Source organism: Streptomyces scabiei 87.22 (genome assembly GCF_000091305.1).
Taxonomy (GTDB): Bacteria; Actinomycetota; Actinomycetes; order Streptomycetales; family Streptomycetaceae; genus Streptomyces; species Streptomyces scabiei.
This window is the reverse complement of record NC_013929.1, coordinates 2,926,017-2,950,669: the sequence shown is the minus strand read 5'-3', so window position 1 is coordinate 2,950,669 and position 24,653 is coordinate 2,926,017. Positions and strand designations below refer to the sequence as shown.

20 protein-coding genes are annotated in these 24,653 nt (G+C 71.2%); 13 read left to right on the top strand and 7 right to left on the bottom strand.

Annotated elements, in window-relative coordinates:
• Positions 1-177: 177 nt before the first annotated feature.
• Both SCAB_RS12220 and SCAB_RS12215 read right to left on the bottom strand, forming a co-directional pair.
• Entirely contained in the window at positions 178-1,542 is a 1,365-nt protein-coding gene (locus tag SCAB_RS12220) for an aspartate aminotransferase family protein (RefSeq protein ID WP_013000378.1), read from the bottom strand.
• Positions 1,543-1,561: 19 nt separating this feature from the next.
• Positions 1,562-2,077, bottom strand: coding sequence for an Lrp/AsnC family transcriptional regulator (locus tag SCAB_RS12215; protein WP_013000377.1), 516 nt, complete (start codon positions 2,075-2,077; stop codon positions 1,562-1,564).
• A gap of 164 nt (positions 2,078-2,241) precedes the next feature.
• Between SCAB_RS12215 and SCAB_RS12210 the strand changes: the two genes are divergently transcribed.
• The 3 genes from SCAB_RS12210 to SCAB_RS12200 all read left to right on the top strand — a co-directional run bounded on the left by SCAB_RS12210 (position 2,242) and on the right by SCAB_RS12200 (position 5,620).
• Positions 2,242-3,687, top strand: coding sequence for a gamma-aminobutyraldehyde dehydrogenase (locus SCAB_RS12210; RefSeq protein WP_013000376.1), 1,446 nt, complete (start codon positions 2,242-2,244; stop codon positions 3,685-3,687).
• A 607-nt stretch (positions 3,688-4,294) separates the two neighbouring features.
• Complete coding sequence (locus SCAB_RS12205) at positions 4,295-4,954, top strand: YceI family protein (RefSeq protein WP_037728251.1); 660 nt, start codon at positions 4,295-4,297, stop codon at positions 4,952-4,954.
• 87 nt (positions 4,955-5,041) lie between these two features.
• Positions 5,042-5,620, top strand: a complete 579-nt coding sequence (locus SCAB_RS12200; protein WP_046774242.1) for a hypothetical protein — start codon at positions 5,042-5,044, stop codon at positions 5,618-5,620.
• Between the two features lie 84 nt (positions 5,621-5,704).
• On the opposite strand, the gene SCAB_RS12195 is transcribed toward SCAB_RS12200, so the two are convergent.
• Positions 5,705-6,442 carry a glycerophosphodiester phosphodiesterase gene (locus SCAB_RS12195; RefSeq protein ID WP_013000373.1) on the bottom strand — a complete coding sequence of 246 codons (738 nt, stop codon included), beginning with the start codon at positions 6,440-6,442 and terminating at the stop codon, positions 5,705-5,707.
• A gap of 25 nt (positions 6,443-6,467) precedes the next feature.
• A complete protein-coding gene (locus SCAB_RS12190) occupies positions 6,468-7,562 on the bottom strand; it encodes an adenosine deaminase (RefSeq protein WP_013000372.1) in 1,095 nt (364 codons plus the stop codon).
• A gap of 486 nt (positions 7,563-8,048) precedes the next feature.
• Here SCAB_RS12190 and SCAB_RS12185 point away from each other — a divergent pair, with 486 nt between their 5' ends.
• Complete coding sequence (locus SCAB_RS12185; protein WP_231884984.1) at positions 8,049-8,756, top strand: DUF4190 domain-containing protein; 708 nt, start codon at positions 8,049-8,051, stop codon at positions 8,754-8,756.
• Between the two features lie 120 nt (positions 8,757-8,876).
• Here SCAB_RS12185 and SCAB_RS12180 read toward each other — a convergent pair whose 3' ends face one another.
• The gene (locus SCAB_RS12180; RefSeq protein WP_013000370.1) at positions 8,877-9,473 is read right to left on the bottom strand and encodes an NADAR family protein; all 597 of its coding nucleotides are present in this window, start codon (positions 9,471-9,473) and stop codon (positions 8,877-8,879) included.
• A gap of 182 nt (positions 9,474-9,655) precedes the next feature.
• Here SCAB_RS12180 and SCAB_RS12175 point away from each other — a divergent pair, with 182 nt between their 5' ends.
• From SCAB_RS12175 to SCAB_RS12145, 7 genes are all read left to right on the top strand, one after another.
• Entirely contained in the window at positions 9,656-11,191 is a 1,536-nt protein-coding gene (locus SCAB_RS12175; protein ID WP_013000369.1) for a gamma-aminobutyraldehyde dehydrogenase, read from the top strand.
• Between the two features lie 57 nt (positions 11,192-11,248).
• Complete coding sequence (locus tag SCAB_RS12170) at positions 11,249-12,496, top strand: ABC transporter substrate-binding protein (RefSeq protein ID WP_013000368.1); 1,248 nt, start codon at positions 11,249-11,251, stop codon at positions 12,494-12,496.
• The gene (locus SCAB_RS12165; RefSeq protein ID WP_013000367.1) at positions 12,493-13,677 is read left to right on the top strand and encodes an ABC transporter ATP-binding protein; all 1,185 of its coding nucleotides are present in this window, start codon (positions 12,493-12,495) and stop codon (positions 13,675-13,677) included. The genes SCAB_RS12170 and SCAB_RS12165 overlap by 4 nt, the downstream gene beginning before the upstream one ends.
• On the top strand, positions 13,677-14,606 hold the full coding sequence (locus tag SCAB_RS12160; protein WP_013000366.1) for an ABC transporter permease: 930 nt from the start codon (positions 13,677-13,679) through the stop codon (positions 14,604-14,606). Before SCAB_RS12165 ends, SCAB_RS12160 begins: the two co-directional genes overlap by 1 nt.
• Positions 14,607-15,407 carry an ABC transporter permease gene (locus tag SCAB_RS12155; RefSeq protein ID WP_013000365.1) on the top strand — a complete coding sequence of 267 codons (801 nt, stop codon included), beginning with the start codon at positions 14,607-14,609 and terminating at the stop codon, positions 15,405-15,407.
• Positions 15,408-15,442: 35 nt separating this feature from the next.
• Positions 15,443-16,861: an NAD(P)/FAD-dependent oxidoreductase gene (locus SCAB_RS12150; protein ID WP_013000364.1), complete on the top strand. Its 1,419-nt coding sequence runs from the start codon at positions 15,443-15,445 to the stop codon at positions 16,859-16,861.
• A 202-nt stretch (positions 16,862-17,063) separates the two neighbouring features.
• Positions 17,064-17,528 (top strand): hypothetical protein, encoded by a 465-nt coding sequence (locus tag SCAB_RS12145; RefSeq protein WP_013000363.1) that lies wholly within the window; start codon positions 17,064-17,066, stop codon positions 17,526-17,528.
• Positions 17,529-17,635: 107 nt separating this feature from the next.
• On the opposite strand, the gene SCAB_RS12140 is transcribed toward SCAB_RS12145, so the two are convergent.
• A complete protein-coding gene (locus SCAB_RS12140) occupies positions 17,636-18,457 on the bottom strand; it encodes a phosphatase PAP2 family protein (protein WP_013000362.1) in 822 nt (273 codons plus the stop codon).
• Positions 18,458-18,720: 263 nt separating this feature from the next.
• A complete protein-coding gene (gene gabT / locus SCAB_RS12135; RefSeq protein WP_037728259.1) occupies positions 18,721-20,055 on the bottom strand; it encodes a 4-aminobutyrate--2-oxoglutarate transaminase in 1,335 nt (444 codons plus the stop codon).
• A 273-nt stretch (positions 20,056-20,328) separates the two neighbouring features.
• On the opposite strand from gabT, the gene SCAB_RS12130 reads away from it, so the two are divergent.
• Together SCAB_RS12130 and SCAB_RS12125 are read left to right on the top strand one after the other, a co-directional pair.
• Positions 20,329-22,449 carry an ATP-binding protein gene (locus SCAB_RS12130; RefSeq protein ID WP_078580101.1) on the top strand — a complete coding sequence of 707 codons (2,121 nt, stop codon included), beginning with the start codon at positions 20,329-20,331 and terminating at the stop codon, positions 22,447-22,449.
• A gap of 227 nt (positions 22,450-22,676) precedes the next feature.
• On the top strand, positions 22,677-24,311 hold the full coding sequence (locus SCAB_RS12125) for a PucR family transcriptional regulator (protein WP_013000359.1): 1,635 nt from the start codon (positions 22,677-22,679) through the stop codon (positions 24,309-24,311).
• The last annotated feature ends 342 nt before the right edge of the window (positions 24,312-24,653 follow it).

Genomic DNA, 24,653 nt, shown 5'->3' with positions numbered 1-24,653 from the left:
GGGAACGAAGGCAGGGCCGATCGGTTACAGGGGCACGCTAGGGAGTCGGGGCGGCACAGGCCGGACAGCACACGGCCCGGGACACCCCCATCTCACTCGTACGGGGGTGTCCCGGGCCGTTCGGCGGGCGCGTGACGTCGGTGGGCCGTGCGCCCGTCGGCGCCGGCCCGCCGGGGCCTACAGCAGCGTCCACGCCTCCGTGAGCGTCGCGCGCAGGATCTGCTCGATCTCGTCGAAGGTCGACTGGTCGGAGATCAGCGGCGGCGCGAGCTGGATGACCGGGTCGCCGCGGTCGTCGGCCCGGCAGTAGAGGCCGTTCTCGAACAGCTTCTTCGACAGGAAGCCGTAGAGGATCCGCTCGGTCTCGTCCTCGTCGAAGCTCTCCTTCGTCGCCTTGTCCTTGACCAGCTCGATCCCGTAGAAGAAGCCGTTGCCGCGGACGTCGCCGACGATCGGCAGGTCGTGGAGCTTCTCCAGCGTGGAGCGGAACGCCCCCTCGTTGTCGAGGACGTGCTGGTTGAGGCCCTCGCGCTCGAACAGGTCGAGGTTGGCGACGCCGACGGCCGCGGAGACCGGGTGGCCGCCGAAGGTGTAGCCGTGCAGGAAGGTGTTGTCACCCTTGTAGAACGGCTCGGCTATCCGGTCCGAGACGACGCAGGCGCCGATCGGCGAGTAGCCCGAGGTCATGCCCTTGGCGCAGGTGATCATGTCCGGGACGTAGCCGAACTTGTCGCAGGCGAACATCGTGCCGAGCCGGCCGAAGGCGCAGATGACCTCGTCCGACACCAGCAGCACGTCGTACTGGTCGCAGATCTCGCGGACCCGCTGGAAGTAGCCGGGCGGCGGCGGGAAACAGCCGCCCGCGTTCTGCACCGGCTCCAGGAAGACGGCCGCGACCGTCTCGGGGCCCTCGAAGAGGATCTGCTGCTCGATCTGGTCGGCGGCCCAGCGGCCGAAGGCCTCGGGGTCGTCGCCGAAGATCGGGGCGCGGTAGATGTTGGTGTTGGGGACCTTGTGCGCGCCCGGCACCAGCGGCTCGAAGGGGGCCTTCAGGGCCGGCAGGCCGGTGATGGACAGGGCGCCCTGCGGGGTGCCGTGGTAGGCGACCGCGCGGGAGATGACCTTGTACTTGGTCGGCTTGCCCTGCAGCTTGAAGTACTGCTTGGCGAGCTTCCAGGCGGTCTCGACCGCCTCGCCGCCGCCGGTGGTGAAGAAGACCTTGTTCAGGTCGCCGGGAGCGTAGGAGGCGATGCGTTCCGCCAGCTCGACGGCCTTCGGGTGGGCGTAGGACCACACCGGGAAGAACGCCAGCTCCTGCGCCTGCTTGAACGCGGTCTCCGCCAGCTCGGTGCGGCCGTGGCCCGCCTGGACGACGAAGAGACCGGCGAGACCGTCGAGGTAGCGCCTGCCCTTGTCGTCGTAGATGTACGTGCCCTCGCCCCGGACGATGGTGGGTACCGGGGCGTTCTCGTACGAGGACATGCGGGTGAAGTGCATCCACAGGTGGTCGTACGCGGTCTGGCTGAGATCCTTGGGGCTCACGGGTATCGCGTCCTCACGGTTATCGGGTTCCCCACATGTAGGTCTGCTTCTTGAGCTTGAGGTAGACGAAGCTCTCGGTGGAACGGACGCCGGGCAGTGTCCGGATGCGCTTGTTGATGACCTCCAGCAGGTGGTCGTCGTCCTCGCAGACGACCTCCGCCATCAGGTCGAAGGACCCGGCGGTGATCACGATGTACTCGACCTCCGGCATGGCCGTCAGCGCGTCCGCCACGGGGTCCAGGTCGCCGTCGACGTTGATGCCGAGCATCGCCTGCCGCCGGAAGCCCACGGTGAGCGGGTCCGTGACGGCGACGATCTGCATCACGCCCTGGTCGAGCAGCTTCTGGACGCGCTGGCGCACGGCCGCCTCGGACAGGCCGACGGCCTTGCCGATCGCGGCGTACGGCCGTCTGCCGTCCTCCTGCAGCTGTTCGACGATGGCGAGGGAGACGGCGTCCAGTTGCGGAGTGCCGTTCCTGGGCTCCCTGGAGTCCTTCTGGTCTGAGCTTCGACTGGCCACGGGGTCACTGTGCACGACGTCTCGACAGTTCCGCAAGGCTGGATCGATGAAATTCGTTGTTTACGGGGCCGTAGCTTGCGGATTTCGCAGCAAGTGGCGGGTCGGGGGTGTTGAAAACGTGGGTCAGCCGATTAGGGTGGTGTCTCAAGGAATGGACACCCACATCTGGAGGGCCGGCAGTGAGCACCGAGCTGGGTCGACTGCGTACGCTACGAAACTACGTTGACGGGGAATTCCGTGACGCCGTCGACGGACGGACCACCGAGGTGGTCAACCCCGCGACGGGCGAGGCCTACGCGACCGCGCCCCTGTCCGGTCAGGCCGACGTCGACGCGGCGATGGCCGCCGCCGAGGCCGCGTTCCCGGCCTGGCGCGACACCACACCCGCCGAGCGCCAGAAGGCCCTGCTGAAGATCGCCGACGCGTTCGAGGAGCGGGCCGAGGAACTCATCGCGGCGGAGGTCGAGAACACGGGCAAGCCGATCGGGCTGACCCGCTCCGAGGAGATCCCGCCGATGGTGGACCAGATCCGGTTCTTCGCGGGCGCCGCGCGGATGCTGGAGGGCCGGTCGGCCGGCGAGTACATGGAGGGGATGACCTCGATCGTCCGCCGTGAGCCGGTCGGCGTCTGTGCCCAGGTCGCGCCGTGGAACTACCCGATGATGATGGCCGTGTGGAAGTTCGCGCCGGCGATCGCCGCCGGCAACACGGTCGTGCTGAAGCCGTCGGACACCACGCCGGCCTCCACCGTCCTCATGGCGGAGATCATCGGCGCGATTCTGCCGAAGGGCGTCTTCAACGTGATCACGGGCGACCGTGACACCGGCCGGCTGATGGTCGAGCACCCGGTCCCGGCGATGGCGTCCATCACCGGGTCCGTACGGGCCGGCATGTCCGTCGCCGAGTCCGCGGCCAAGGACGTCAAGCGCGTCCACCTGGAGCTGGGTGGCAAGGCGCCGGTCGTCGTCTTCTCCGACACCGACATCGCCAAGGCCGTCGAGGACATCTCCGTGGCCGGCTTCTTCAACGCCGGACAGGACTGCACGGCCGCCACCCGCGTGCTGGTGCAGGAGTCGATCCACGACGAGTTCGTGGCCGCGCTGGCGAAGGCCGCCGCCGAGACGAAGACCGGACAGCCGGACGACGAGGACGTGCTGTTCGGCCCGCTCAACAACCCCAACCAGCTCAAGCAGGTCTCCGGGTTCATCGAGCGGCTGCCGGCCCACGCCAAGGTCGAGGCCGGCGGTCAGCGGGTCGGCGACAAGGGGTACTTCTACGCGCCGACCGTCGTCTCCGGGCTGCGGCAGGACGACGAGATCATCCAGAACGAGGTCTTCGGACCGGTCATCACGGTGCAGTCGTTCTCGGACGAGGCGCAGGCCGTGACCTGGGCGAACGGTGTCGAGTACGCGCTCGCGTCGTCGGTGTGGACGAAGGACCACGCGCGTGCGATGCGGATGTCCAAGGCGCTGGACTTCGGCTGTGTGTGGATCAACACGCACATCCCGCTGGTCGCGGAGATGCCGCACGGCGGGTTCAAGAAGTCCGGGTACGGCAAGGACCTCTCGGGCTACGGGTTCGACGACTACACGCGGATCAAGCACGTCATGACGTCGCTGGGCTGACGTCGCTGGGCCGACGTGGTCGGGCTGACGCCGCCGGGCTGAGGCTCCGGCCGACGGGCCGCGCGCACGACGCGCGGCCCGTCGGGCCGTCTTCCCTGACGCGGGGGGAGTCCGGCGTAGCCCGGGGCGGGTCGGCCCGCCGTCGGGCGGGCGGTGGCTTGGCGTCCGCAGGGCTCGCCCGTGTAGCACCGGCACCCGGCCGAGCCGGCGGGGCGGCCGTCCGTATCGGCGCCGACTCCGGCCGAGAGGGCGCTTTCTGATCCTCCCCGACGGAGCCGGCAACGCCCCGCGCCGTCGCGCGGTCCGTCACCTCCGCCGAACGCCGGGAGTTCGCGCGGCGGAGTGCGGAATTGTGGGGCTTGAGGGCCTTTCCGGTGTATCCGCGCCCATGCCCGGATGCTCGGCCGGCGAAAATGATGCCGACGTCTCCCATTTCGGTCACCGCGAGGCCGGCAGGGTCGCGCATAATGCGTGACGATGGTGTGGAGATCGTGCGACCGTGCGTCGTGCGGTGGCGTTTTATCGGCCTTTCGACGCCGATGCGGACGCGACGGATCGACTGTCGAAGGGTTGCGGCGTATTCCGTCGTGCCGTAATTACGTGAACCATGAACCTGTTCACCCGTGCTGCGTCCCTGCGCCGCCCGGCATCCCCCACGGCCTCGCAACTCCCCCACGAGTCGCGGGCATTCCCTTCCACCGGCCCGTCCGACCCCGGCCTGGCCCTGCTGACCGGCGAGTGGATGATCGACGCGGCGCACAGCCGTATCGGCTTCTCCGTCCGGCACGCCCTGGTGACGACCGTGCGCGGGGCGTTCACCGAATACCAGAGCCGGCTCTACTTCGACGGTCGTGATCCGGCGCGTTCACGGGCCGAGATCGTTCTGTCCACCGCGTCCGTCGACACCGGGGTGCAACAACGCGACGCCCATCTCATGGGCCGCGACTTCCTGGATGCCGCGGCTTATCCGCGTATGCGTTTCGTGAGTACCGCGGTCCGCCCGGTGGGCAACGATGTCTACCGCATGGCCGGAGAACTCACGATCAAGAATGTCACCCGTCCCGTGGATCTCGAACTCACCTATATAGGGCACGTGCTGGACCCGTTCGGATACGAGCGGGTGGGTTTCGACGGGACGACCACCATCAACCGGTCCGAATGGGGCCTCACGTATGACCAGCGGCTCGCGGAGGGCGGGGCCATGGTGAGCGAGAAGGTGCGCCTGCAGTTCGACCTCGCCGTGATCCGCTCGATCCCCGGCGGCTGACGCCCGGTCGTGTTCCCGAGGGGCCCGGCAGTCACTGCCGGGCCCCCGCTTTTGAACACGTTCAAGGAGGGGCGTACGCTCCCCGACATGAGCGACAGAGCCGCCCTGTTGAAGGGCATCCGTGCGTGGCTGGTCTTCTTCGTCGTCTGTCTGGTGCTGAGCGGCGCCACCGCGTTCCCGTTGGTCCATGAGCTGCGGTGGACGGAGGAGTTGCTGCGGTCGCTGTCCGTCGGGGACCTGCTGCCGGCGCTCATGGAATGGATCGGGCGCGTACGGGCGGGACTCGACGAGGCCGACGCCGCGTACCCGTTCCTCCTGTACGGCACCGACTGGCTGGCCTTCGCACACCTGGTGATCGCGGTGGGCTTCTACGGCCCCTACCGTGACCCGGTCCGCAATGTCTGGGTCGTCGAGTTCGGCATGATCGCCTGCGCGGGGATCGTCCCGCTGGCCCTGATCTGCGGGCCGATCCGGGGCATCCCCTTCTGGTGGACGGTGATCGACATGTCGTTCGGCGTGCTCGGGGTGATCCCGCTGTACGTCGTCCGGCAGCGGATCAAGCGGCTGGAGGCGCTCACCGGCCGCTGGGACGGCGGCGGGGCGGCAGGCACGGACGACGGCGGTGGAGCGACTGCTGTCGTGGCCGTCTCCGCACCCTCCCCGTAGAGACCCCCGTCTCTCCCCCGTGCAGACGGCGGCGCGCCGCCGCACCACCGCCCGGCTCGACGCCCCCCGACCGCGGCGCCCCCGTTACGGCCTGGTCCGTGACGGGGGCGAGGACTCGGCCCCCGTACCGCCGTGCGTCGGCTGCCGCCGCAGCGCGCACAGCGTGTCCACCCTGTTGGTGGTGATCGAGTCGACGCCCAGTTCCATCAGGCGGCGCATGGAGCGCCGGGTGTCCGGGGTCCAGACCGACAGCAGGTGGCCGTCCCGGTGGACGCGGTCCACCAGGGGGCCGGTGACGAGGCCGAAGCGGTAGTTGAGCCACCGGGGGCGGACCGCGTCGAGCAGGGCGGGACGGGGTGGGGCGAGGGTCTTCCAGGTGAGGGCCAGCTCGGCGGTCGGGGCGGCGGCCCGGACCGCCAGCAGGGTGGGCGGGTCGGCGCTGTAGTAGACCCGCTCCTCGGCCTCGTGCTCCCGGACGACGTCCAGGACCCGGCGCACCGCCCGCCGGTTCACCGCGCCCGGCAGGTCCACCATCACCCGGCTGTCCCCGGTGGCGAGCAGCGCGTCCGCCAGCGTCGGTACCCCGCCGGCCGTCAGCCCGCTCAGTTCCGCGGCGGAGAGCGCGGACAGCGGCCGTTCCACCTTCCACAACCGGTCCAGCGTGGAGTCGTGGAGCAGGACGGGCACGCCGTCGCGGGTCGTGCGGACGTCGAACTCGACGGCGTCCGCACCCAGTCCGAGTCCGGCTCGCAGGGAGTCGAGCGTGTTCTCGCGGTGGAGGTAGGGGGCGCCGCGGTGGGCGACGGCTGTCACGGTGCGCATGGGGGTGATGGTGGTCCCGATCGGGTCAGGGGGTCAGCCAGGCCGAGGTGTAGGTGTCGATCTCGGCGGACAGCCGGGCCTTGCCGGGCGCGTCGAGGAAGGACGCCTCCACGGCGTTCCTCGCGAGCGCGGCCAGTCCCCGCTCGTCGAGGTCCAGCAAGCGCGCGGCCACCGCGTACTCGGTGTTGAGGTCGGTGCCGAACATCGGCGGGTCGTCGGAGTTGATGGTGACCTGCACCCCGGCGCGTACGAACTCCTTGACGGGGTGTTCGTCCAGCGTGCGGACCGCGCGCGTGGCGATGTTCGAGGTCGGGCAGACCTCCAGGGCGATCCGGTGCTCGGCGAGGTGGGCGAGCAGCTTCGGATCGCCCGCCGCGCTGGTGCCGTGCCCGATGCGTTCCGCGCGGAGCTCGATCAGCGCGTCCCAGACGGTCTCGGGTCCGGTCGTCTCGCCGGCGTGCGGCACGGAGTGCAGCCCGGCCGCGATCGCCCGGTCGAAGTACGGCTTGAACTGCGGCCTCGGTACGCCGATCTCGGGCCCGCCGAGCCCGAACGACACCAGCCCCTCGGGGCGCACCCGGTCCTCGGTCGCGAGCCGTGCCGTCTCCTCGGCGGCTTCGAGCCCGGCCTCGCCGGGGATGTCGAAGCACCACCGCAGTACGGTCCCGAACTCGGCCTCAGCCGCCTTGCGCGCGTCCTCGATCGCCGCCATGAAGGCCAGCTCGTCGATCCCGCGCCGCGTGGAGGAGAACGGTGTGATGGTCAGCTCGGCGTACCGGACCTGTTGCCGGGCGAGGTCCCGCGCCACCTCGAACGTCAGCAGCCGGACGTCCTCCGGGGTGCGGATGAGGTCGACGACGGAGAGGTACACCTGGATGAAGTGCGCGAAGTCCGTGAACGAGAAGTAGTCCGCGAGCGCCTCGGGGTCCGTCGGCACCCTGGAGTCGGGGTGGCGGGCGGCCAGTTCCGAGACGATACGGGGGGAGGCGGAGCCGACGTGGTGCACGTGCAGTTCGGCCTTGGGCAGACCGGCGATGAACGCGGTCAGGTCGCGGCTGCGGGAATCGCCCGGAACGGCGGGGTTCACGGGCACGCCCTGGGCGGTGCGGTGGTCGGTCAAGGTTCCTCCCCGGAACGGCGTCCGCCCCGGGCCGTGGGTCTGCGCCGGGGGACGCGGGTGATCGGCTGATCGATGACTCGGGATCATCGTAGGCGGCGATTCCCCACGCTGACCCCGGGCTTTAGCATGACCGAACGTACAGCCGATCGCGTACGAGGGAGAAGGCGACGCGGATCGGCACGAACGTGACACCAGGGGGAACCGCTCATGCCGTCAGACGAGGCACCGATCCCGAAGACACCGGCCGACGCACAGCCGGACCCGTGGGCGCCCCCACAGGACCACCTTCCGGCGCCACCACAGGACCGGATCCCGACACCATCACAGGACCCGCTTCCGGCGCCACCACAGGACCGGATTCCGGCATCGCCGCCGGATCGAGCCGAGGACGCGACGCCGGCGCCCGCGGTCGTGCTGGACAAGCCGGACACGAGGCCCGCGCCCGTCACGAGTCCCGTGCCTCCGCATGCCCAGGTGCACGACGGGATGACGGTGGCGTCCGCACCCGGTGCGGAGCCGAGCGGCGTCGGCCCGCAGACCGGTACCGGTACCGGTGGGCCGACGCCCGCCGGGTTTCCCGCGGCACCGGCGCCCTCGGCGGGTCCGGGCCCGTTCGTGCCACCGGGCGGGCCGTGGGCCGCCCCGTCCCCCGACCCGTTCGCCCCGCCGGCGCCCTCCCTCTCCTACCCGCCGCCCGCGGCGGGCGTGCCCTACGCCCCCGTACCGCCCCCGCCGCTCGCTCCGGACGGGCCCGGGCAGACGCCGTACGGCTATGCGCAGTACCCGGCGGCGTACCCCTCCGGCCACACCCACCCCGGGTTCGGCCACCCGGCTCCCGGAGCGGGGTACCCGTGGCCCGCGATGGCGCCGCCGCCGAGCAACGGGATGGGCATCACGGCGATGGTGCTCGGTATCTGCGCCGCCGCGCTGTTCTGTCTGTGGCCTCTGGCGATCCTGCTCGGGATCATGGCCGTGATCTTCGGATCCATCGGCCGGGTCAAGGCCCGCCGGGGCGAGGCGACGAACCCGGGGCACGCCCTCGCCGGGATCATCTGCGGAGCGGTCGGCATCCTGCTCGGCATCGGCATCATCGTCCTGCTCATCGTGGTCCCGGGCAGCGGCGACTTCGACCCGGGCCCCGCCCCGGTCGACGACGGCTACTCCACGTCGCTCTCCCTGTCCCAGTCGACCTGACCGCGGCCGGCCGGAGCCCCGGGCACCCCGTCCACCGCCGACGGGGCCTCGCGCCACCTGCACCAGGACGCCGTCACACGCCCGCACCCCGCGCCCGCCCGGCGCGGGGCCCGGCAGGGCTCAGGCGTCGACCCCGCTCAGCAACCGCTCACGGGCCGCCATCAGCGCGAAGCCCAGCAGATTGGGGCCCCGCCACCGCGCGGGGTCCATGGCGCGTTCGTCGTCCGCCGCGAGGCCGATGCCCCAGACACGGTCGAGGGGGCTCGCCTCGACGAGGACGCGGTTGCCCGTGCCCAGCAGGAACGCCTGCAGGTCGGGGTGGGCGGCGAACTTGTGGAAGCTGCCCTCGGCGACGATCGCGAAGCGCTCCTGCTCCCACAGTGCCTCGTCGAAGCCCCGTACGAGCCGCCCGATCTTCTTGGCCTGCGCGGGGCCCGCCGCCGCCACGGCCCTGCGCTCGGCCTCCGAGTCCCCGAACAGCCGGGCCTTCGACGCCATCATCCAGTGCTCGGCCGTCGCGTACTCCACCCCGTCCACCGTGAACGGCGAGGGCCACCACTGGCTCAGACAGCTCGCGCCGACCCGGCCGTCGGGCCGTGGCCGGTGCCCCCAGAAGTGCAGGTACCTGATCCTCGCCCCCGCGTGGACCGCCTGCTTCAGCGTGTCCCAGGAATCGATCTTCTCCATGGCGACGAGTCTGGCAGCCGCCACTGACATTCCGTCCTCGATTTTCCGCGCCGACTCGACACCTGGTCGACAGATTCCGTCGCGTAACCAAAAGGCAACAACGGAATCACTTGTTGGTGCCGCATGGCTCTGTCAGGATCGGCACTCAAATCGAGCTGGAGCTACGCCACCCATCCCCGTGGACAGAGGGGGCACAGGCGGAGGAGAGCGACATGCAGAACCCGGGCACCGCGACCCCGGACCGGTTCCCCGCAGAGGACCGCTTCGCGGTCGGCGCGCAGTACGTCGCCGGCCGCCTGACGAAGGGCACATCGGGTCACACCCAGGCGGTCGTCGACCCCGCGACCGGCGACGAGATCCTCACCTACGAGGCGGCGGGCACCGATGACGTGGACGCGGCCGTGGCCGCCGCCCGTGCCGCCTTTCCGGGCTGGGCCGCCACGACGCCCGGCGAACGGTCGGACGCGCTGCACCGCTTCGCCGCGGTGGTGGCCGACCGGGCGGAGGAGTTCGCGCGGGCCGAGTCCCTGCAGTGCGGGAAGCCGCTCAAGCTGACGCGCGAGTTCGACGTGCCCGGCACCATCGACAACATCGCGTTCTTCGCGGGCGCCGCCCGGCACCTCCAGGGCCAGTCGGCCGGCGAGTACTCGGGCGACCACACCTCCTACGTACGCCGTGAACCCATCGGGGTGGTGGGTTCCGTCGCGCCTTGGAACTATCCCCTGCAGATGGCCGCCTGGAAGATCCTCCCTGCGGTCGCGGCGGGCAACACGATCGTCCTCAAGCCCGCCGAGACCACCCCGCTCACCTCCTTGCTGTTCGCGCAGGCCGCCACGGACGCCGGTATCCCCGACGGTGTGATCAACATCGTCTGCGGGACCGGCAGGGAGGCCGGGGAGCACCTCGTCGGCCACCCCGACGTGGTCATGACCTCCTTCACCGGGTCCACGGCCGTCGGCAGGCGCGTGGCCGAGATCGCCACGGCCACGGTCAAGCGGCTGCACCTGGAACTGGGCGGCAAGGCCCCGTTCGTGGTCTTCGACGACGCCGACCTGGAGGCCGCCGCCAACGGCGCGGTCGCGGGCGCCCTCATCAACACCGGGCAGGACTGCACGGCCGCCACGCGCGCGTACGTGCAGCGGCCGCTGTACGAGGCGTTCGTGGAGCGGACCGCCGCTCTCATGGAGACCGTCCGGCTCGGTGACCCCTTCGCCCCGGGGACCGATCTCGGACCGCTGGTCTCGCACGTCCAGCGGGACCGGGTGGCCGCCTTCGTCGAGCGGGCGCGCGGGTACGCGCGCGTGGTCACCGGGGGCGAGGCGCCCGGCGGAGAGCTGGAGAACGGCGCGTACTATCGGCCCACGCTCGTGGTGGACGCCGCCCAGGACAGCGAGATCGTCCAGTCCGAGGTCTTCGGACCGGTGCTCGTGGTCCTGCCCTTCGACAGCGACGACGAGGGCATCCGGCTCGCCAACGACACTCCGTACGGCCTCGCCGCCTCCGCCTGGAGCCGGGACGTGTACCGGGCCGGCCGCGCGACCCGGGAGATCAGGGCCGGGTGCGTGTGGGTCAACGACCACATCCCGATCATCAGCGAGATGCCGCACGGCGGCTACAAGGCATCCGGCTTCGGCAAGGACATGTCCGCGTATTCGTTCGAGGAGTACACCCAGCTCAAGCACGTCATGTTCGACAATACGGCGATCGCCAGGAAGGACTGGCACCGCACGATCTTCGGGGACCGCTAGCCGATCTCAGGCCGCCCGACCCGCGGCCGCCCCACCTTCCCGAAAGGGCATCAGCGCATGGAGCAGTACGAGCCCGACCGCCTCTCGCCGGCCCAGGTGGCCGCCATCAGGCGCAGCTTCCGAAGCGGCCGGGCCGCCATGACCCGGCGGTCCCTGCTGCGTGCCTCCGCGGGCGGCGCGCTCGCGGTCGGCGGCCTCGGAGCGCTGAGCGCCTGCGGTATCCCCGCGGCCGGCGGCAACCAGGGCGGGGTCTCCGCGGAGGACCACTCGGCGAAGGAGAAGACCGTCAACTTCTCCAACTGGACCGAGTACATCGACGTGGACGACAGCGAGAAGCGCCACCCCACGCTCGACCAGTTCAAGAAGCAGACCGGTATCTCGGTCAAGTACACCGAGGACATCAACGACAACGTCGAGTTCTTCGGCAAGATCAAGCCGCAGCTGGCGGCGGGCCAGGACACCGGGCGGGACATCATCGTCCTCACCGACTGGCTGGCCGCCCGGCTCATCCGCCTCGGATGGGTCCAGAAACTGGACGCCTCCAACCTGCCGCACGCCTACGCCAACCTCTCCGCGCAGTTCCGCGACCCGGACTGGGACCCGGGGCGGGCCCACTCCTATGTCTGGCAGGGCATCTCGACCGTCATCGCCTACAACAAGAAGGCCCTCGACGGCCAGGAGGTGAAGTCGATCTCCGACCTGCTCGACAACGACAGGCTCAAGGGCCGGGTCGGCTTCCTGTCGGAGATGCGCGACAGCGTCGGCATGACCCTGCTCGACATGGGCAAGGACCCGGCGAACTTCACCGCCGACGACTACGACGCGGCGATCGCGCGGCTCCAGAAGGCTGTCGACAAGGGACAGATCCGCCGCTTCACGGGCAACGACTACACCTCCGACCTGACCAGCGGCGACTTCGCGGCCTGTGTCGCCTGGGCCGGTGACGTGGTCCAGCTGAAGGCGGACAGCCCGGACATCGACTTCGTCATCCCCGAGAGCGGATACATGACGTCGACCGACAACATGCTCATCCCCAACAAGGCCCGTCACAAGACGAACGCCGAGCGCTTGATCGACTTCTACTACCAGCCCGAGCCGGCCGCCGAGCTCGCCGCGTACATCAACTACGTGTCGCCCGTCGACGGGGTGAAGGCCGAGCTGGAGAAGCTGGACCCGGACGCGGCGAACAACCCGCTGATCATCCCCGACAAGGCCATGGCCGCGAAGTCCCACGCCTTCCGCTCGCTGAGCTCGAAGGAAGAGACGGCATTTGAAGAGAAGTTCGCAAAGCTGACGGGGGCGTGATCACCGTGACGAACAAGACCACCGACCACAGCGGGGACGTACGCCTCTCCGGCATCGGCAAGACCTACGACAACGGCTTCACCGCCGTGCACCCGCTGGACCTGACCGTGCCCCAGGGCTCCTTCTTCGCCCTGCTCGGCGCCTCCGGCTGCGGCAAGACCACCACCCTGCGCATGATCGCCGGCCTGGAGGAGCCCACCACGGGCACCGTGCACCTGGGCGACCAGGAGGTCACCCGGCTGCCGCCCTACAAGCGGCCGGTGAACACCGTCTTCCAGTCCTACGCCCTCTTCCCGCACCTCGACATCTTCGAGAACGTCGCCTTCGGACTGCGCCGGCGCGGCATAAAGTCGGTGAAGAAGCAGGTCGAGGACATGCTGGAGCTCGTCCAGCTGGGGGAGCAGGCCCGCAAGAAGCCGCACCAGCTCTCCGGCGGCCAGCAGCAGCGCGTCGCCGTTGCCCGGGCGCTGATCAACACGCCCAAGGTGCTGCTCCTGGACGAGCCGCTCGGCGCCCTCGACCTCAAGCTGCGCCGCCAGATGCAGCTGGAGCTCAAGCGCATCCAGACCGAGGTCGGCATCACCTTCGTGCACGTCACGCACGACCAGGAGGAGGCCATGACCATGGCCGACACGGTCGCCGTGATGAACGGCGGCAGGGTCGAACAGCTCGGCTCGCCGACCGACCTGTACGAGAACCCGCAGACCACCTTCGTCGCCAACTTCCTCGGCACCTCCAACCTCATCGAGGCCGAGGTCGACTCCCGCAGCGGCGGCGAGATCGTGCTGAAGGCGGGTGGCGGCAAACTGGTGCTGCCCGAGGCGCGGTACTCCGGACCGTCCGCGACCGGCGGCCGGGTGCTGGTCGGCGTCCGCCCCGAGAAGATCTCCCTCACCCACGCCGACGAGGCGGGCGAGATCCCCGTGGGCCGCAACCGGATCACCGGGAGGATCGCCGACTCCTCCTTCATCGGCGTCTCCACGCAGTACGTCATCGACAGCCCCGTCTGCCCCGAGTTCGAGGTCTACGCCCAGAACATCGACCGCGACGACCGGCTGGTGCCCGGCGCCGAGGTCGTCCTGCACTGGAACCCGGCGCACACCTTCGGCCTGGACGCGGCCCAGTCCCTGCTTGCCGGGACGACGGGCTCCGCCGGAATCCAGGAAGAGGCGACGGCCTGATGGCGACCCTCACCGAGGCGCCGCCGCCTCTCACCCCGACCGCGCCCGAGAAGAGGCCGCCCCGCAGAAGAGGCCGCCTCACGCCGTACTGGCTGCTGCTGCCCGGCATGCTCTGGCTGGTCGTCTTCTTCGCGCTGCCGATGATCTACCAGGCCTCCACCTCCGTACAGACGGGCTCCCTGGAGGAGGGCTACAAGGTCACCTGGCACTTCGCCACCTACTGGGACGCGCTGTCCGACTACTGGCCGCAGTTCCTGCGCTCGATCCTGTACGCCGGTGCCGCGACGATCCTCTGCCTGGTGCTGGGGTATCCCCTGGCGTATCTGATCGCGTTCCGCGCGGGACGCTGGCGGAACCTGATCATGATCCTGGTGATCGCGCCCTTCTTCACCAGCTTCCTGATCCGCACGCTCGCCTGGAAGACGATCCTCGCGGACGGCGGCCCGGTCGTCGGCGCACTCAACACCCTGCACGTACTGGACGTCACCGACTGGCTCGGCTGGACGGCCGGCGACCGCGTGCTGGCCACCCCGCTCGCGGTGGTCTGCGGTCTGACCTACAACTTCCTGCCGTTCATGATCCTGCCGCTCTACACCTCCCTGGAGCGCATCGACGGACGGCTGCACGAGGCCGCGGGCGACCTGTACGCCAGGCCGGTCACCACCTTCCGCAAGGTGACCTTCCCGCTGTCGATGCCGGGCGTGGTCTCCGGCACGCTGCTGACCTTCATCCCGGCGGCCGGTGACTACGTCAACGCGGACCTGCTCGGATCCACCGACACCCGCATGGTCGGAAACGTCATCCAGACGCAGTTCCTGCGCATTCTCGACTACCCGACGGCCGCGGCCCTCTCCTTCATCCTGATGGCCGCGATTCTCTTCATGGTCACGCTCTACATCCGCAGGTCCGGGACGGAGGATCTGGTTTAAATGGCCTTCGTCAACTGGCTCAAGCGCCATCTCGTCGTCATGGCGGGACTGTGCACGCTCGGTTATCTGCTGCTGCCGAACGTCGTCGTCACGGTGTTCTCCTTCAACAAACCGAAGGGCCGTTTCAACTACGAGTGGCAGCATTTCTCCACGGACGCCTGGCAGGACCCCTGCGGGGTCGCCGGTATGTGCGGCTCGCTCTCCCTCAGCCTGCAGATCGCGTTCTGGGCGACGATCGGCGCGACCGTCCTCGGCACGATGATCGCCTTCGCACTTGTCCGCTACCGCTTCCGGGCGCGCGGCGCGGTGAACTCGCTGATCTTCCTGCCGATGGCGATGCCCGAGGTCGTCATGGCGGCCTCGCTGCTCACCCTGTTCCTCAACATGGGCGCCCAGCTGGGCTTCTGGACCGTCCTCATCGCGCACATCATGTTCTGCCTGAGCTTCGTCGTCACGGCGGTCAAGGCGCGCGTGATGTCGATGGACCCGCGCCTGGAGCAGGCCGCCCAGGACCTCTATGCCGGGCCTTTCCAGACCTTCATCAGGGTCACCCTGCCGATCGCGGCCCCCGGAATCGCCGCGGGTGCGATGCTCGCCTTCGCGCTCTCCTTCGACGATTTCATCATCACCAATTTCAACGCGGGCTCGACCGTCACCTTCCCCATGTTCGTCTGGGGTTCGGCACAGCGCGGAACGCCCGTCCAGATCAACGTCATCGGTACGGCCATGTTCCTGGTCGCCGTGCTGCTGGTGCTGACCTCCATGGTCATCGGCAACCGCCGTAACAAGCAAAAGGCATAAGGCTTTTCGCGCACCTTCCGTAGGGAGTTGAAATCATGGCCCCAAGCGCCATGAGCCGTTGGACGAAGTCACTCTCCGAAGCGCAGCCGGTCCCGTACTGGCTCGAAGACCCGGGCAAACCCCACCCCGAGCCCGCGCTCACCGGCGCCGAGACCTGCGACCTGCTGGTCGTCGGCGGTGGCTACAGCGGGCTGTGGACCGCGCTGAACGCCAAGGAGCGCGACCCGGGGCGGGACGTGGTCCTGCTGGAAGGCCGCGAGGTGGGCTGGGCCGCCTCCGGCCGCAACGGCGGCTTCTGCGCCGCCTCGCTCACCCACGGCCTGGCCAACGGTCTCGCCCGCTGGCCGGACGAGATCCACACACTGGAGGAGCTGGGCGCCCGCAACCTCGACGAGATCGAGGCGGCGGTCGCCCGCCACGGCCTGGACTGCGACTTCGAACGCACCGGCGAGATCGACGTCGCCACCGAGCCCTACCAGGCCCGGGAACTGCGGGACTGGTACGACGAGATCGCCGGCCGGGGCCTCGCCGACGGCATCGAGTTCCTGGACGCCGACGCCGTACGCGACCAGGTCGCCTCACCGACGTTCCGCGCCGGCCTGCACGACCGCCGGGGCGTCGCCATGCTGCATCCGGCCAAGCTCGCCTGGAACCTCAAGCGGGCGTGCCTGAACCTGGGCGTCCGTGTCTACGAGCACACCCCCGCGCTCGGCCTCAAGGCGTACGGCGCCGGCATGGCCGTCCGCACCCCCTACGGCCAGGTCCGTAGCCGGCAGGTGGCGCTCGGCACGAACATCTTCCCCAGCCTGGTCCGGCGCGTCCGCGCGTACACCGTGCCCGTCTACGACTACGCCCTGATGACCGAGCCGCTCACCGCCGAGCAGCTGGCGTCGGTCGGCTGGAAGAACCGGCAGGGGCTCGGGGACTCGGCCAACCAGTTCCACTACTTCCGGCTCAGCGCCGACAACCGCATCCTCTGGGGCGGCTACGACGCGGTGTACCCCTACGGCGGCCGGGTGCGCGCCGAGTACGACGACCGGCCGGAGACGTACGCCAAACTCGCCGGGCACTTCTTCACCTGCTTCCCCCAGCTGGAGGGCCTGCGGTTCACCCACGCCTGGGGCGGCGCGATCGACACCTGCTCCCGCTTCTCGGCGTTCTACGGCACCGCCCACCAGGGAAGAGTCGCCTACGCGGCCGGTTACACGGGGCTGGGGGTGGGCGCCACCCGGTTCGGCGCGGACGTCATGCTCGACCTGCTCGCGGGCGAGCGCACGGAGCGCACCGCACTGGAGATGGTCCGCAGGAAGCCGCTGCCGTTCCCGCCGGAGCCGTTCGCCTGGACCGGTATCGCCCTCACCAAGTGGTCCCTGGCCCGCGCCGACTCCCACGCCGGGCGCCGCAACCTGTGGCTGAAGGCCATGGACCGGCTGGGACTGGGCTTCGACAGCTGAGACACCGGAACCGGAGTCCGAGGGTCGGCGGGGCGTGAAGGCGCGCACGTGATCGACAGGCGTACGCCCCGCTGGGGCGGGCTACTTCCTTCACCACCAAGAAGTGGTCGGAACCCGCGTAATGACCGGCCGGAACCTCTGTCTGTGCTCCTGACGCGAAAACCGCGTCCGACGGAGCTCTAGAGAGAGGAAGGTCCCTGTCATGACTGGGGCCAAGACGGCGGCCGAGTGGCTGGCATCCGTGTCACCGGATCCCGAGGCCTGCCGCCGGGAGTGGGAGCGCAACCCCCTGGGGGTCGCCCTGCTTCCGGCGGGCAGGGCCTGGGACGTGCTGATCCTGCCGGGCTTGCTCGGCTATCCCACCCTCGATGTCCTCACCCGCATCATCGACCGGCCCGGACCCGTGCTCGCCGACTTCGGCGACGACCGCATGGGTTTCTTCGTCCCGCCGGGCACGGCGTCGCGGTGGCTCGGGACGGGGGTGCGCAGCGCGGGCGGCGGCACCTGGATCGTGGTGCCGTACCCGGGACGGCAGACCGGCGGGGTCCGCTGGCTGATCCCGCCGGACGGCAGCGGCACCCTCACCGATCCGGCACTGCTCGAACTGGCGATGCACGAGGCGGCGGCGAGCCTGGCCAGGGACGAGGACCGGCAGCCGGGGAGCTGAGGACCACAGCCGACGGCGGCCGTCCCCCGGCCGCCCGGGTGGGGTGACGGCGGTCCTTCCCGGCCGTTCAGCGCTCTCGTCGGCCGCCCGTGCGGCCGACGCGGACGTCACCCGCGAGGACTTCCGGGCCCCCGGAACCACAGCGAGGAGAGCAGCGGCACGCACACGCACCAGCTCGCCACCACGTCGAGCGGCCAGTGGTATCCCTGACGCACGAGACCGAAGCCGACCCCGAGGTTCAGCACGACCGCGAGGACCACGACCGCGCGGCGCGCGGGGGCGCCGCGCAGCAGGGGCAGCAGGAGCAGGACGGCGGCGCCGTACGCGACGGAGGCGGTCGCGGTGTGGCCGGAGGGGTAGAAGCCCGTGCCCGGTCCCATGACCGGCGGACCCGGCCGGGCGATGAGTTCCTTCAGCGGGATCACCCAGAGCGGTACGGCGGCCAGGAGGAGCGCCGCCGCGGCGGACGGCCGCCACGCGTACCGCCGGCCGTCGGCCCGCGCGCGCCACGCGACGACCAGCAGTACGAGGGCCAGGACCGGGACGGCGACCGAGACGTTGCCGAGGTCGGCGAGGAACTGGGTGGGCGCTCCCCGGTGGACGAGCAGGTCGCTGAGGCGTTCGTCCGCCCGGGCCAGCGGGCCGTGCGCGAGGATCTGCCAGGTGATCAGGGAGAAGAGCAGGGCCGGGGCGCCGAGAAGGAGGAGGGCGGCGGGCCGGCGGAAGGGGCCGGAGAAGATGGTCGGCCGCCCTCGAACAGGGGGGGTGGTTCGAGGACGGCCGTCCGGATCGGTGTGCCGCTCGCCCCGGGGGGTTTGGGGCGGGCGGCCGTCCGATCCGTGAGGAGATCCGGAGCCGGAAGCTCCGTGTGTGTGCGCGAGGGCACGACCAGGGCGAAGCTGGGGAGGCCCCGACCCGGTGTCGCCCACAGTCCCCTGTGGGCGGGGTGTATCTCTCATCTGTATCAGAACCTACGGCAGGGAACGCGGCCGGGACAGCCGGAATCGCGACCCCTCATGCACTTTGCACACCTTCTTCACGCGCTCCGACGTCTGTGCGCGCGGGCCGGAATCCGGATCGGACCCCTGGTCGGATTCCGGTTCCGGGGAGCGTGGGACGTCGGGGGCGGGTGGGGGATTCCGTATGCGGGCGCCCCGCATGCAGGGGCGCCCGGGCACGGTGCGGGGGTGCGTCAGACGCCGGCGAACGCCTGCTCGATGATGTCGAGGCCCTCGTTCAGCAGGTCCTCGCCGATGACGAGCGGCGGCAGGAAGCGCAGCACGTTGCCGTAGGTGCCGCAGGTCAGGACGAGCAGGCCCTCCTGGTGGCAGGCCTTCGCCAGCGCGGCGGTCGCCTCCGGGTTCGGCTCCTTCGTCGTACGGTCCTTGACCAGCTCGATGGCGATCATGGCGCCGCGGCCGCGGATGTCGCCGATGATGTCGAACTTCTCGGCCATGGCGCCGAGGCGGGCCTTCATCGTCGCCTCGATGCTCTTCGCCCGGGCGTTGAGGTCCAGCTCCTTCATCGTCTCGATCGAGCCGAGGGCGCCCGCGCAGGCGACGGGGTTGCCGCCGTAGGTACCGCCCAGGCCGCCCGCGTGCGCCGCGTCCATGATCTCCGCGCGGCCGGTGACGGCGGCGAGCGGGAGACCGCCGGCGATGCCCTTGGCGGTGGTGATCAGGTCCGGGACGATGCCCTCGTCCTCGCAGGCGAACCACTGGCCGGTGCGGCAGAAGCCCGACTGGATCTCGTCGGCGACGAAGACGATGCCGTGGTCGGCGGCGAACTTCCGGATCGCGGGCAGGAAGCCCTTGGCCGGCTCGATGAAGCCGCCCTCGCCGAGCACCGGCTCGATGATGATCGCGGCCACGTTCTCCGCGCCGACCTGCTTGGCGATCTGGTCGATCGCCTGCGCGGCGGCCTCGGGCCCGGCGTTCTCCGGGCCGGTCGGCCAGCGGTAGCCGTACGCCACCGGCACGCGGTACACCTCGGGCGCGAACGGGCCGAAGCCGTGCTTGTACGGCATGTTCTTCGCGGTCAGCGCCATCGTGAGGTTGGTGCGGCCGTGGTAGCCGTGGTCGAACACGACCACGGCCTGCCGCTTGGTGTACGAGCGGGCGATCTTCACCGCGTTCTCGACGGCCTCGGCGCCGCTGTTGAACAGCGCGGACTTCTTGGCGTGGTCGCCCGGGGTCAGCTCGGCGAGGGCCTCGGCGACGGCGACGTAGCCCTCGTACGGGGTGACCATGAAACAGGTGTGCGTGAAGTCCTGGAGCTGGGCGGTGGCCCGGCGGACGACGGCCTCGGCGCTGGCGCCGACGCTGGTGACGGCGATGCCCGAACCGAAGTCGATCAGCCGGTTGCCGTCGACGTCCTCGATGATGCCGCCGCCCGCGCGCGCGGTGAACACGGGCAGCACGGACCCCACGCCCGCCGCGACGGCGGCGACACGACGAGCCTGCAGTTCCTGGGACTTCGGTCCGGGGATGGCGGTGACTACGCGGCGCTCCTGAGGAAGTGCGCTCATGTGGGGCTCCTGGGGCTCTTGCGGACGCTTGTCTTCTTTTACTCGCAGGCTAGGACCGGGAAGGAACACTGGGCATGCTCCATGTGGGCGTTGTTGACGGCACCGCTTGTCCTTGATGGACATGGCGCGTCGCCGGAGCCGAATCCTCGATCGAGGGGCACGGACGGACCGCTTCACGGCCCGCCCGGCCGCGTAAGCGGTGAACTCCCCTTGCGAGGGCGTTAGATTGGCTCGCTGATGGTGGACGGAACGGCTGGTCAGGGGGCAAGCGCGATGGACAGCGACGGGACGCGCGACGTGCGGGGCACCCAGGCGAATCCTGTGCCGCGCCCGGCGGGGCCACCCGAGGGGCCCTTGACGCCCCCGCGCCCCGGGCACGCACCAGGGGTTCCGCCGATGCCGGACGGGTCTTCGTTTCTCGCGTGGCTGCGGGCGCCGCGGCCGGACGCGGCACCGGGGATGTGGCGGTTCGGGCACGAGTCCCGGCCCGATGAGGAGCCGGAGACCGTCCCCGCCCGGCAGCTGCTCGGCGGCGCGCTCATCGCCTTCCTCGTCGGCTGGCTGATCTGGTCCCTGCTCTGGAACGGCTATCTCGGCGGCTGGTGGCTGGTGCCGCTCTTCGCGATGATCCCGGACTCCTGGGCGCCGGCCCACTCCTACTCCGCCGTGGTCATCAGCTACGTCTGGTACACGGTCGTCGCCCTCGCGATCCTGGTCGGCGTCGGGCGGCTCGGCCGCTGGGGCGAGGTCTGGCGCCGGTACGGCGCCCCGCGCCTGCGCCAGCCCCAGGCACGCCAGGTGGTCCCGCCGCCCCAGGACGACCCCGCCCGATGGAACCCGCTCCGCGAGGCCGGGGCCGGGGAGGCCGCCGAGCGGCTCGCGACGGAGGCCGCGGCCGGGCTCATGCGGGACGTGGACCATGCGCGGATCATGCGGGCGTGGCAGGGCGTGCGCAGCGGACGGCACAGTCTGGCCACCTTCACCGGCGCGGTGCTGAAGGACGGCGCGGCGGCGTGCCTGCACCCCTCCGGGGAGCGGGACCTGCCCGCCCGGCTCGCCCGGCACGACCTGGTCACCGGCCAGGTCCGCCTGGGCGGCACCGTCGACGACCCGCGCAACCCCTACGCCTACCGGGGCGCGGGCGTCGCCCTCGGCCCCGATCTGCTCGGCACCTCCCTGCTGGCCGTCGGACCCGCCGGATCGGGCAAGACCGGCAGCGTGGTCTGGCCCGTCGCCGAGTCGCTGTGCCTGCACGCGCTCGCCGGACGGGCCGCGGTGGTGGTCGTGGGGGCGGCCGGGGCCGGACTCGGACCCGCCGACGCCTACGACGTCGTCGTACGCATCGGGAACCCCGAATCCGTCTACGACCTCGACCTCTACGGCGGGACCACGGACCCCGACGAGGCCGCCGCCGTCCTCGCGGAGGCGCTCGTCGGCGACCTGGCCGACCCGCACCCCGGCGGCGACAGCCGGCGCTCCACCACCGTCCTCGCCCAGCTGCTCGGCCCGTACCGGGCGGTGCACGGGCGTTTCCCGTCGGTGCCGGAGCTGCGCCAGCTGCTGGACGGTTCGCCCGGTCCGCTGGGCGAGCTGCGCCGGGCCCTCCAGAACGCCGGGCAGGAGTCCCTGCTGCGGGAGCTGGACGCGCGGGAGCGCCAGCTCGGGCACCCCGGCGACGTCGGAGGGGTCCTGGCCGACCGGGTCGCCCTCCTCGACCGGCCCGCCTTCGCCGCGTTCTTCGACACCTCCGGGCAGTCCCGGCCCTTCTCCCTGCGCGCCCTCGACCACCCGGTGCGGGTCCGTATCGACCTCCCCGAACGCGGCCACGCCGACGCCTCGCGCATCCTGGCACGGCTGGTGCTCGCACAGTTCACGGCGAGCGTCGCCGTACGGGAGGACCGGTCGCTGTTCGCCTGCCTCGTGCTGGACGACGCGACCGGGGTCGTCACCCCGGAGGCCGTCCGCGGCATCCAGCGGCTGCGCTCGACCAACGCGGGCGCCGTCCTCACCCTGCGCACCCTCGACGACGTGCCCCGGCCGCTGCGCGGGCCGCTGCTCGGAGCCACCGGCTGCCGGATGGCGCTGTCCGGACTCACCCCGTGGGACGGGCAGGACTTCGCCGAGGTCTGGGGCAAGGAGTGGACCGAGGCGCGGGACGTCACCGACCGGCAGATCATCGCCGACTCCCCGGCCGGAAAGGCCTGGCACGCGCTGCGCCGGATGATCACCGGCCACGCGCCCACCGCACGGGCCGTGACCGTGCGCCAGGTCGAACGGGAGCGCTGGTCCGCCTCCGAGCTCGCGCACGGCGTACCGCCGGGGCACGCGGTGCTGTCGCTGACGACCGTGCGGGGCGAGCACGCGCCCCCGCTGCTGGTGGATCTTCGAGGCTGAGCGGCGAAGAGGTCCGAGCGGCTGAGGCGGCCGAGCGGCTGCCGGTCGAGTGGCTGAGCGGCGGGGCCCGGGGCCGCTCGGTTCGAGCCATTCGAGGGGCGGTGTGGGGGACCTGTGACCGTACGGTGAGGCAGAATCGGGACAGGTCGTTCATACGCGGCGGCCAAAAGGCCACCCGACAGTTCCCCCCCCGGTGCCCGCGAAGCCCACGTCGACCTGAAGGTCTCATGCCCCCCACGCTCGCCTCGCTCGTCCACCACTCCACGCTCAAGCTGACCGTGCGGGCGGGCGAGGACCGCCTGGACGTGCCGGTGCGCTGGGCGCACGCCAGCGAGCTGGCCGATCCCGTGCCGTACATGGAGGGCGGGGAGCTGCTGCTGATCACCGCCCTGAAACTGGACGCGGAGGATCCGGAGGCGATGCGGCGCTACGTCCGGCGCCTGGTGGGCGCCGGGGTCGTCGGGCTCGGCTTCGCCGTCGGGGTGCACTACGAGGACGTCCCCGAGGCCCTCGTCGCCGCGGCCCGGGGGGAGGGCCTGCCCCTGCTGGAGGTGCCCCGGCGCACGCCCTTCCTCGCCATCAGCAAGGCGGTGTCGGCCGCCATCGCCGCCGAGCAGTACCGGGCGGTGACGGCGGGGTTCGCCGCCCAGCGGGAACTCACCCGGCAGGCGCTGACCGACGGTCCCGAGGGGCTGCTCGGCGCGCTCGCCGGGCAGGTCGACGGGTGGGCCGCCCTGTACGACGCCTCCGGCGCGGTCGTCGCGGTGGCGCCCGAGTGGGCGGAGCGGCGGGCCGGCCGGATCACCGTCGACGTCGAACGGCTGCGCGACCGGCCCGCGCCTGCCAGCGCGGTCGTCGGCGGCGAGGACCGCGTCGAACTGCACTCCCTCGGCACCGGGCGCCGGGCCCGTGCCGCCCTCGCCGTCGGCACGGCGGCGGCCCTCGGCACGGCCGAGCGGTACGCCGTCCACTCCGCGATCGCCCTGCTGACGCTCACCACGGAACGCTCGCGCTCGCTGCACGCCGCCGAGCAGCGGATCGGCGCGGCGGTGCTGCGGATGCTGCTGGCCGGGGAGTGCGACCACGCGCGCGCCGTCGCCGGGGATCTGTACGGAGGGCTGCTGGACGCCCCCTTCCGGCTGATCCTCGCGGAGTCCGCCTCGGGGCCGGCGGGCGCCGTCGGCCCGGGCGGTGATCTGCTCGGGCAGCTCGTGGAGGTGGTCGAGGCCGCCGCCGCGCGGGCCGGGGAGGCCGTGCTCGTCGTGCCGGACGGGGAACGGCTGGTGGTGCTCGCCGTGGACGGGGGTGCTGCGGTCGCCGCGTGCGGGGTGTTCGCGGGGGCGTTGGAGACGGCTCGGGCGGAGGGGCGGGACCCGGGGGCCGGGGCCGGCGGCTCCGGCCCCGCGGGTGTCCCCGCCTCCGTCGAGGAGGAGGAGCTCGTCGTCGGGCTGTCCGCGCCCGCCGGGCCGATCGCGGCCGCCGCCGCGTACAAGCAGGCCGAGCAGGCGCTGTCCGTGGCCCGGCGGCGTGGGCGGTGTCTCGTCGAGCACGAGGAGCTGGCCGCGGGGTCCGTGCTGCCGCTGCTCGGTGACGACGCGGTGCGGGCGTTCGCGGACAGTCTGCTCCGGCCGCTGCGGGAGCACGACGCGACCGGGCGCGGTGACCTCGTGGCCTCGTTGCGGGCGTGGCTGTCCCGGCACGGGCAGTGGGATGCGGCCGCCGCCGATCTGGGGGTGCATCGGCATACGTTGCGGTACCGGATGCGGCGGGTGGAGGAGATCGTGGGGCGGTCGCTGGACGATCCCGATGTGCGGATGGAGTTGTGGCTGGCGTTGAAGGCGACGGCTGCCGCGGGGGAGTAGGGGGTCTTTTTCGCCCCCGCCGCCCCTACCCGTCCCATCCTCCAGGGGCTGCACCCCTTCGACCCCAGGCGTCCGCCCGGTGGGGGCTGGTCGCGCAGTTCCCCGCGCCCCTGAAAGCATCAGGCCCTGAGGGCCTGAAAGCCGAGCCCGTGCGGGCCTGAAAGCCACCGGCGCTGCGGGCCCGAAAAGCAGTGGGCGCAGCCCCTGCTTTTCAGGGGCGCGGGGAACTGCGCGAGAAGCCCCACCGGACGCGCACCCGACCACCCCGCCAATCCGGCACACCCCCCGACCGTACTCATACGTCCCGGACAAGCCGGCCTCCGCCCTCGCGGGCCTACCGTG

Coding starts and splice junctions, on each gene's coding strand:
- SCAB_RS12205 (WP_037728251.1), top strand. CDS start 4,295: ATGAACCTGTTCACCCGTGCTGCGTCCCTGCGCCGCCCGGCATCCCCC.
- SCAB_RS12200 (WP_046774242.1), top strand. CDS start 5,042: ATGAGCGACAGAGCCGCCCTGTTGAAGGGCATCCGTGCGTGGCTGGTC.
- SCAB_RS12195 (WP_013000373.1), bottom strand. CDS start 6,442: ATGCGCACCGTGACAGCCGTCGCCCACCGCGGCGCCCCCTACCTCCAC.
- SCAB_RS12185 (WP_231884984.1), top strand. CDS start 8,049: ATGACGGTGGCGTCCGCACCCGGTGCGGAGCCGAGCGGCGTCGGCCCG.
- SCAB_RS12180 (WP_013000370.1), bottom strand. CDS start 9,473: ATGTCAGTGGCGGCTGCCAGACTCGTCGCCATGGAGAAGATCGATTCC.
- SCAB_RS12175 (WP_013000369.1), top strand. CDS start 9,656: ATGCAGAACCCGGGCACCGCGACCCCGGACCGGTTCCCCGCAGAGGAC.
- SCAB_RS12170 (WP_013000368.1), top strand. CDS start 11,249: ATGGAGCAGTACGAGCCCGACCGCCTCTCGCCGGCCCAGGTGGCCGCC.
- SCAB_RS12160 (WP_013000366.1), top strand. CDS start 13,677: ATGGCGACCCTCACCGAGGCGCCGCCGCCTCTCACCCCGACCGCGCCC.
- SCAB_RS12155 (WP_013000365.1), top strand. CDS start 14,607: ATGGCCTTCGTCAACTGGCTCAAGCGCCATCTCGTCGTCATGGCGGGA.
- SCAB_RS12150 (WP_013000364.1), top strand. CDS start 15,443: ATGGCCCCAAGCGCCATGAGCCGTTGGACGAAGTCACTCTCCGAAGCG.
- SCAB_RS12145 (WP_013000363.1), top strand. CDS start 17,064: ATGACTGGGGCCAAGACGGCGGCCGAGTGGCTGGCATCCGTGTCACCG.
- gabT (WP_037728259.1), bottom strand. CDS start 20,055: ATGAGCGCACTTCCTCAGGAGCGCCGCGTAGTCACCGCCATCCCCGGA.
- SCAB_RS12130 (WP_078580101.1), top strand. CDS start 20,329: ATGGACAGCGACGGGACGCGCGACGTGCGGGGCACCCAGGCGAATCCT.
- SCAB_RS12125 (WP_013000359.1), top strand. CDS start 22,677: ATGCCCCCCACGCTCGCCTCGCTCGTCCACCACTCCACGCTCAAGCTG.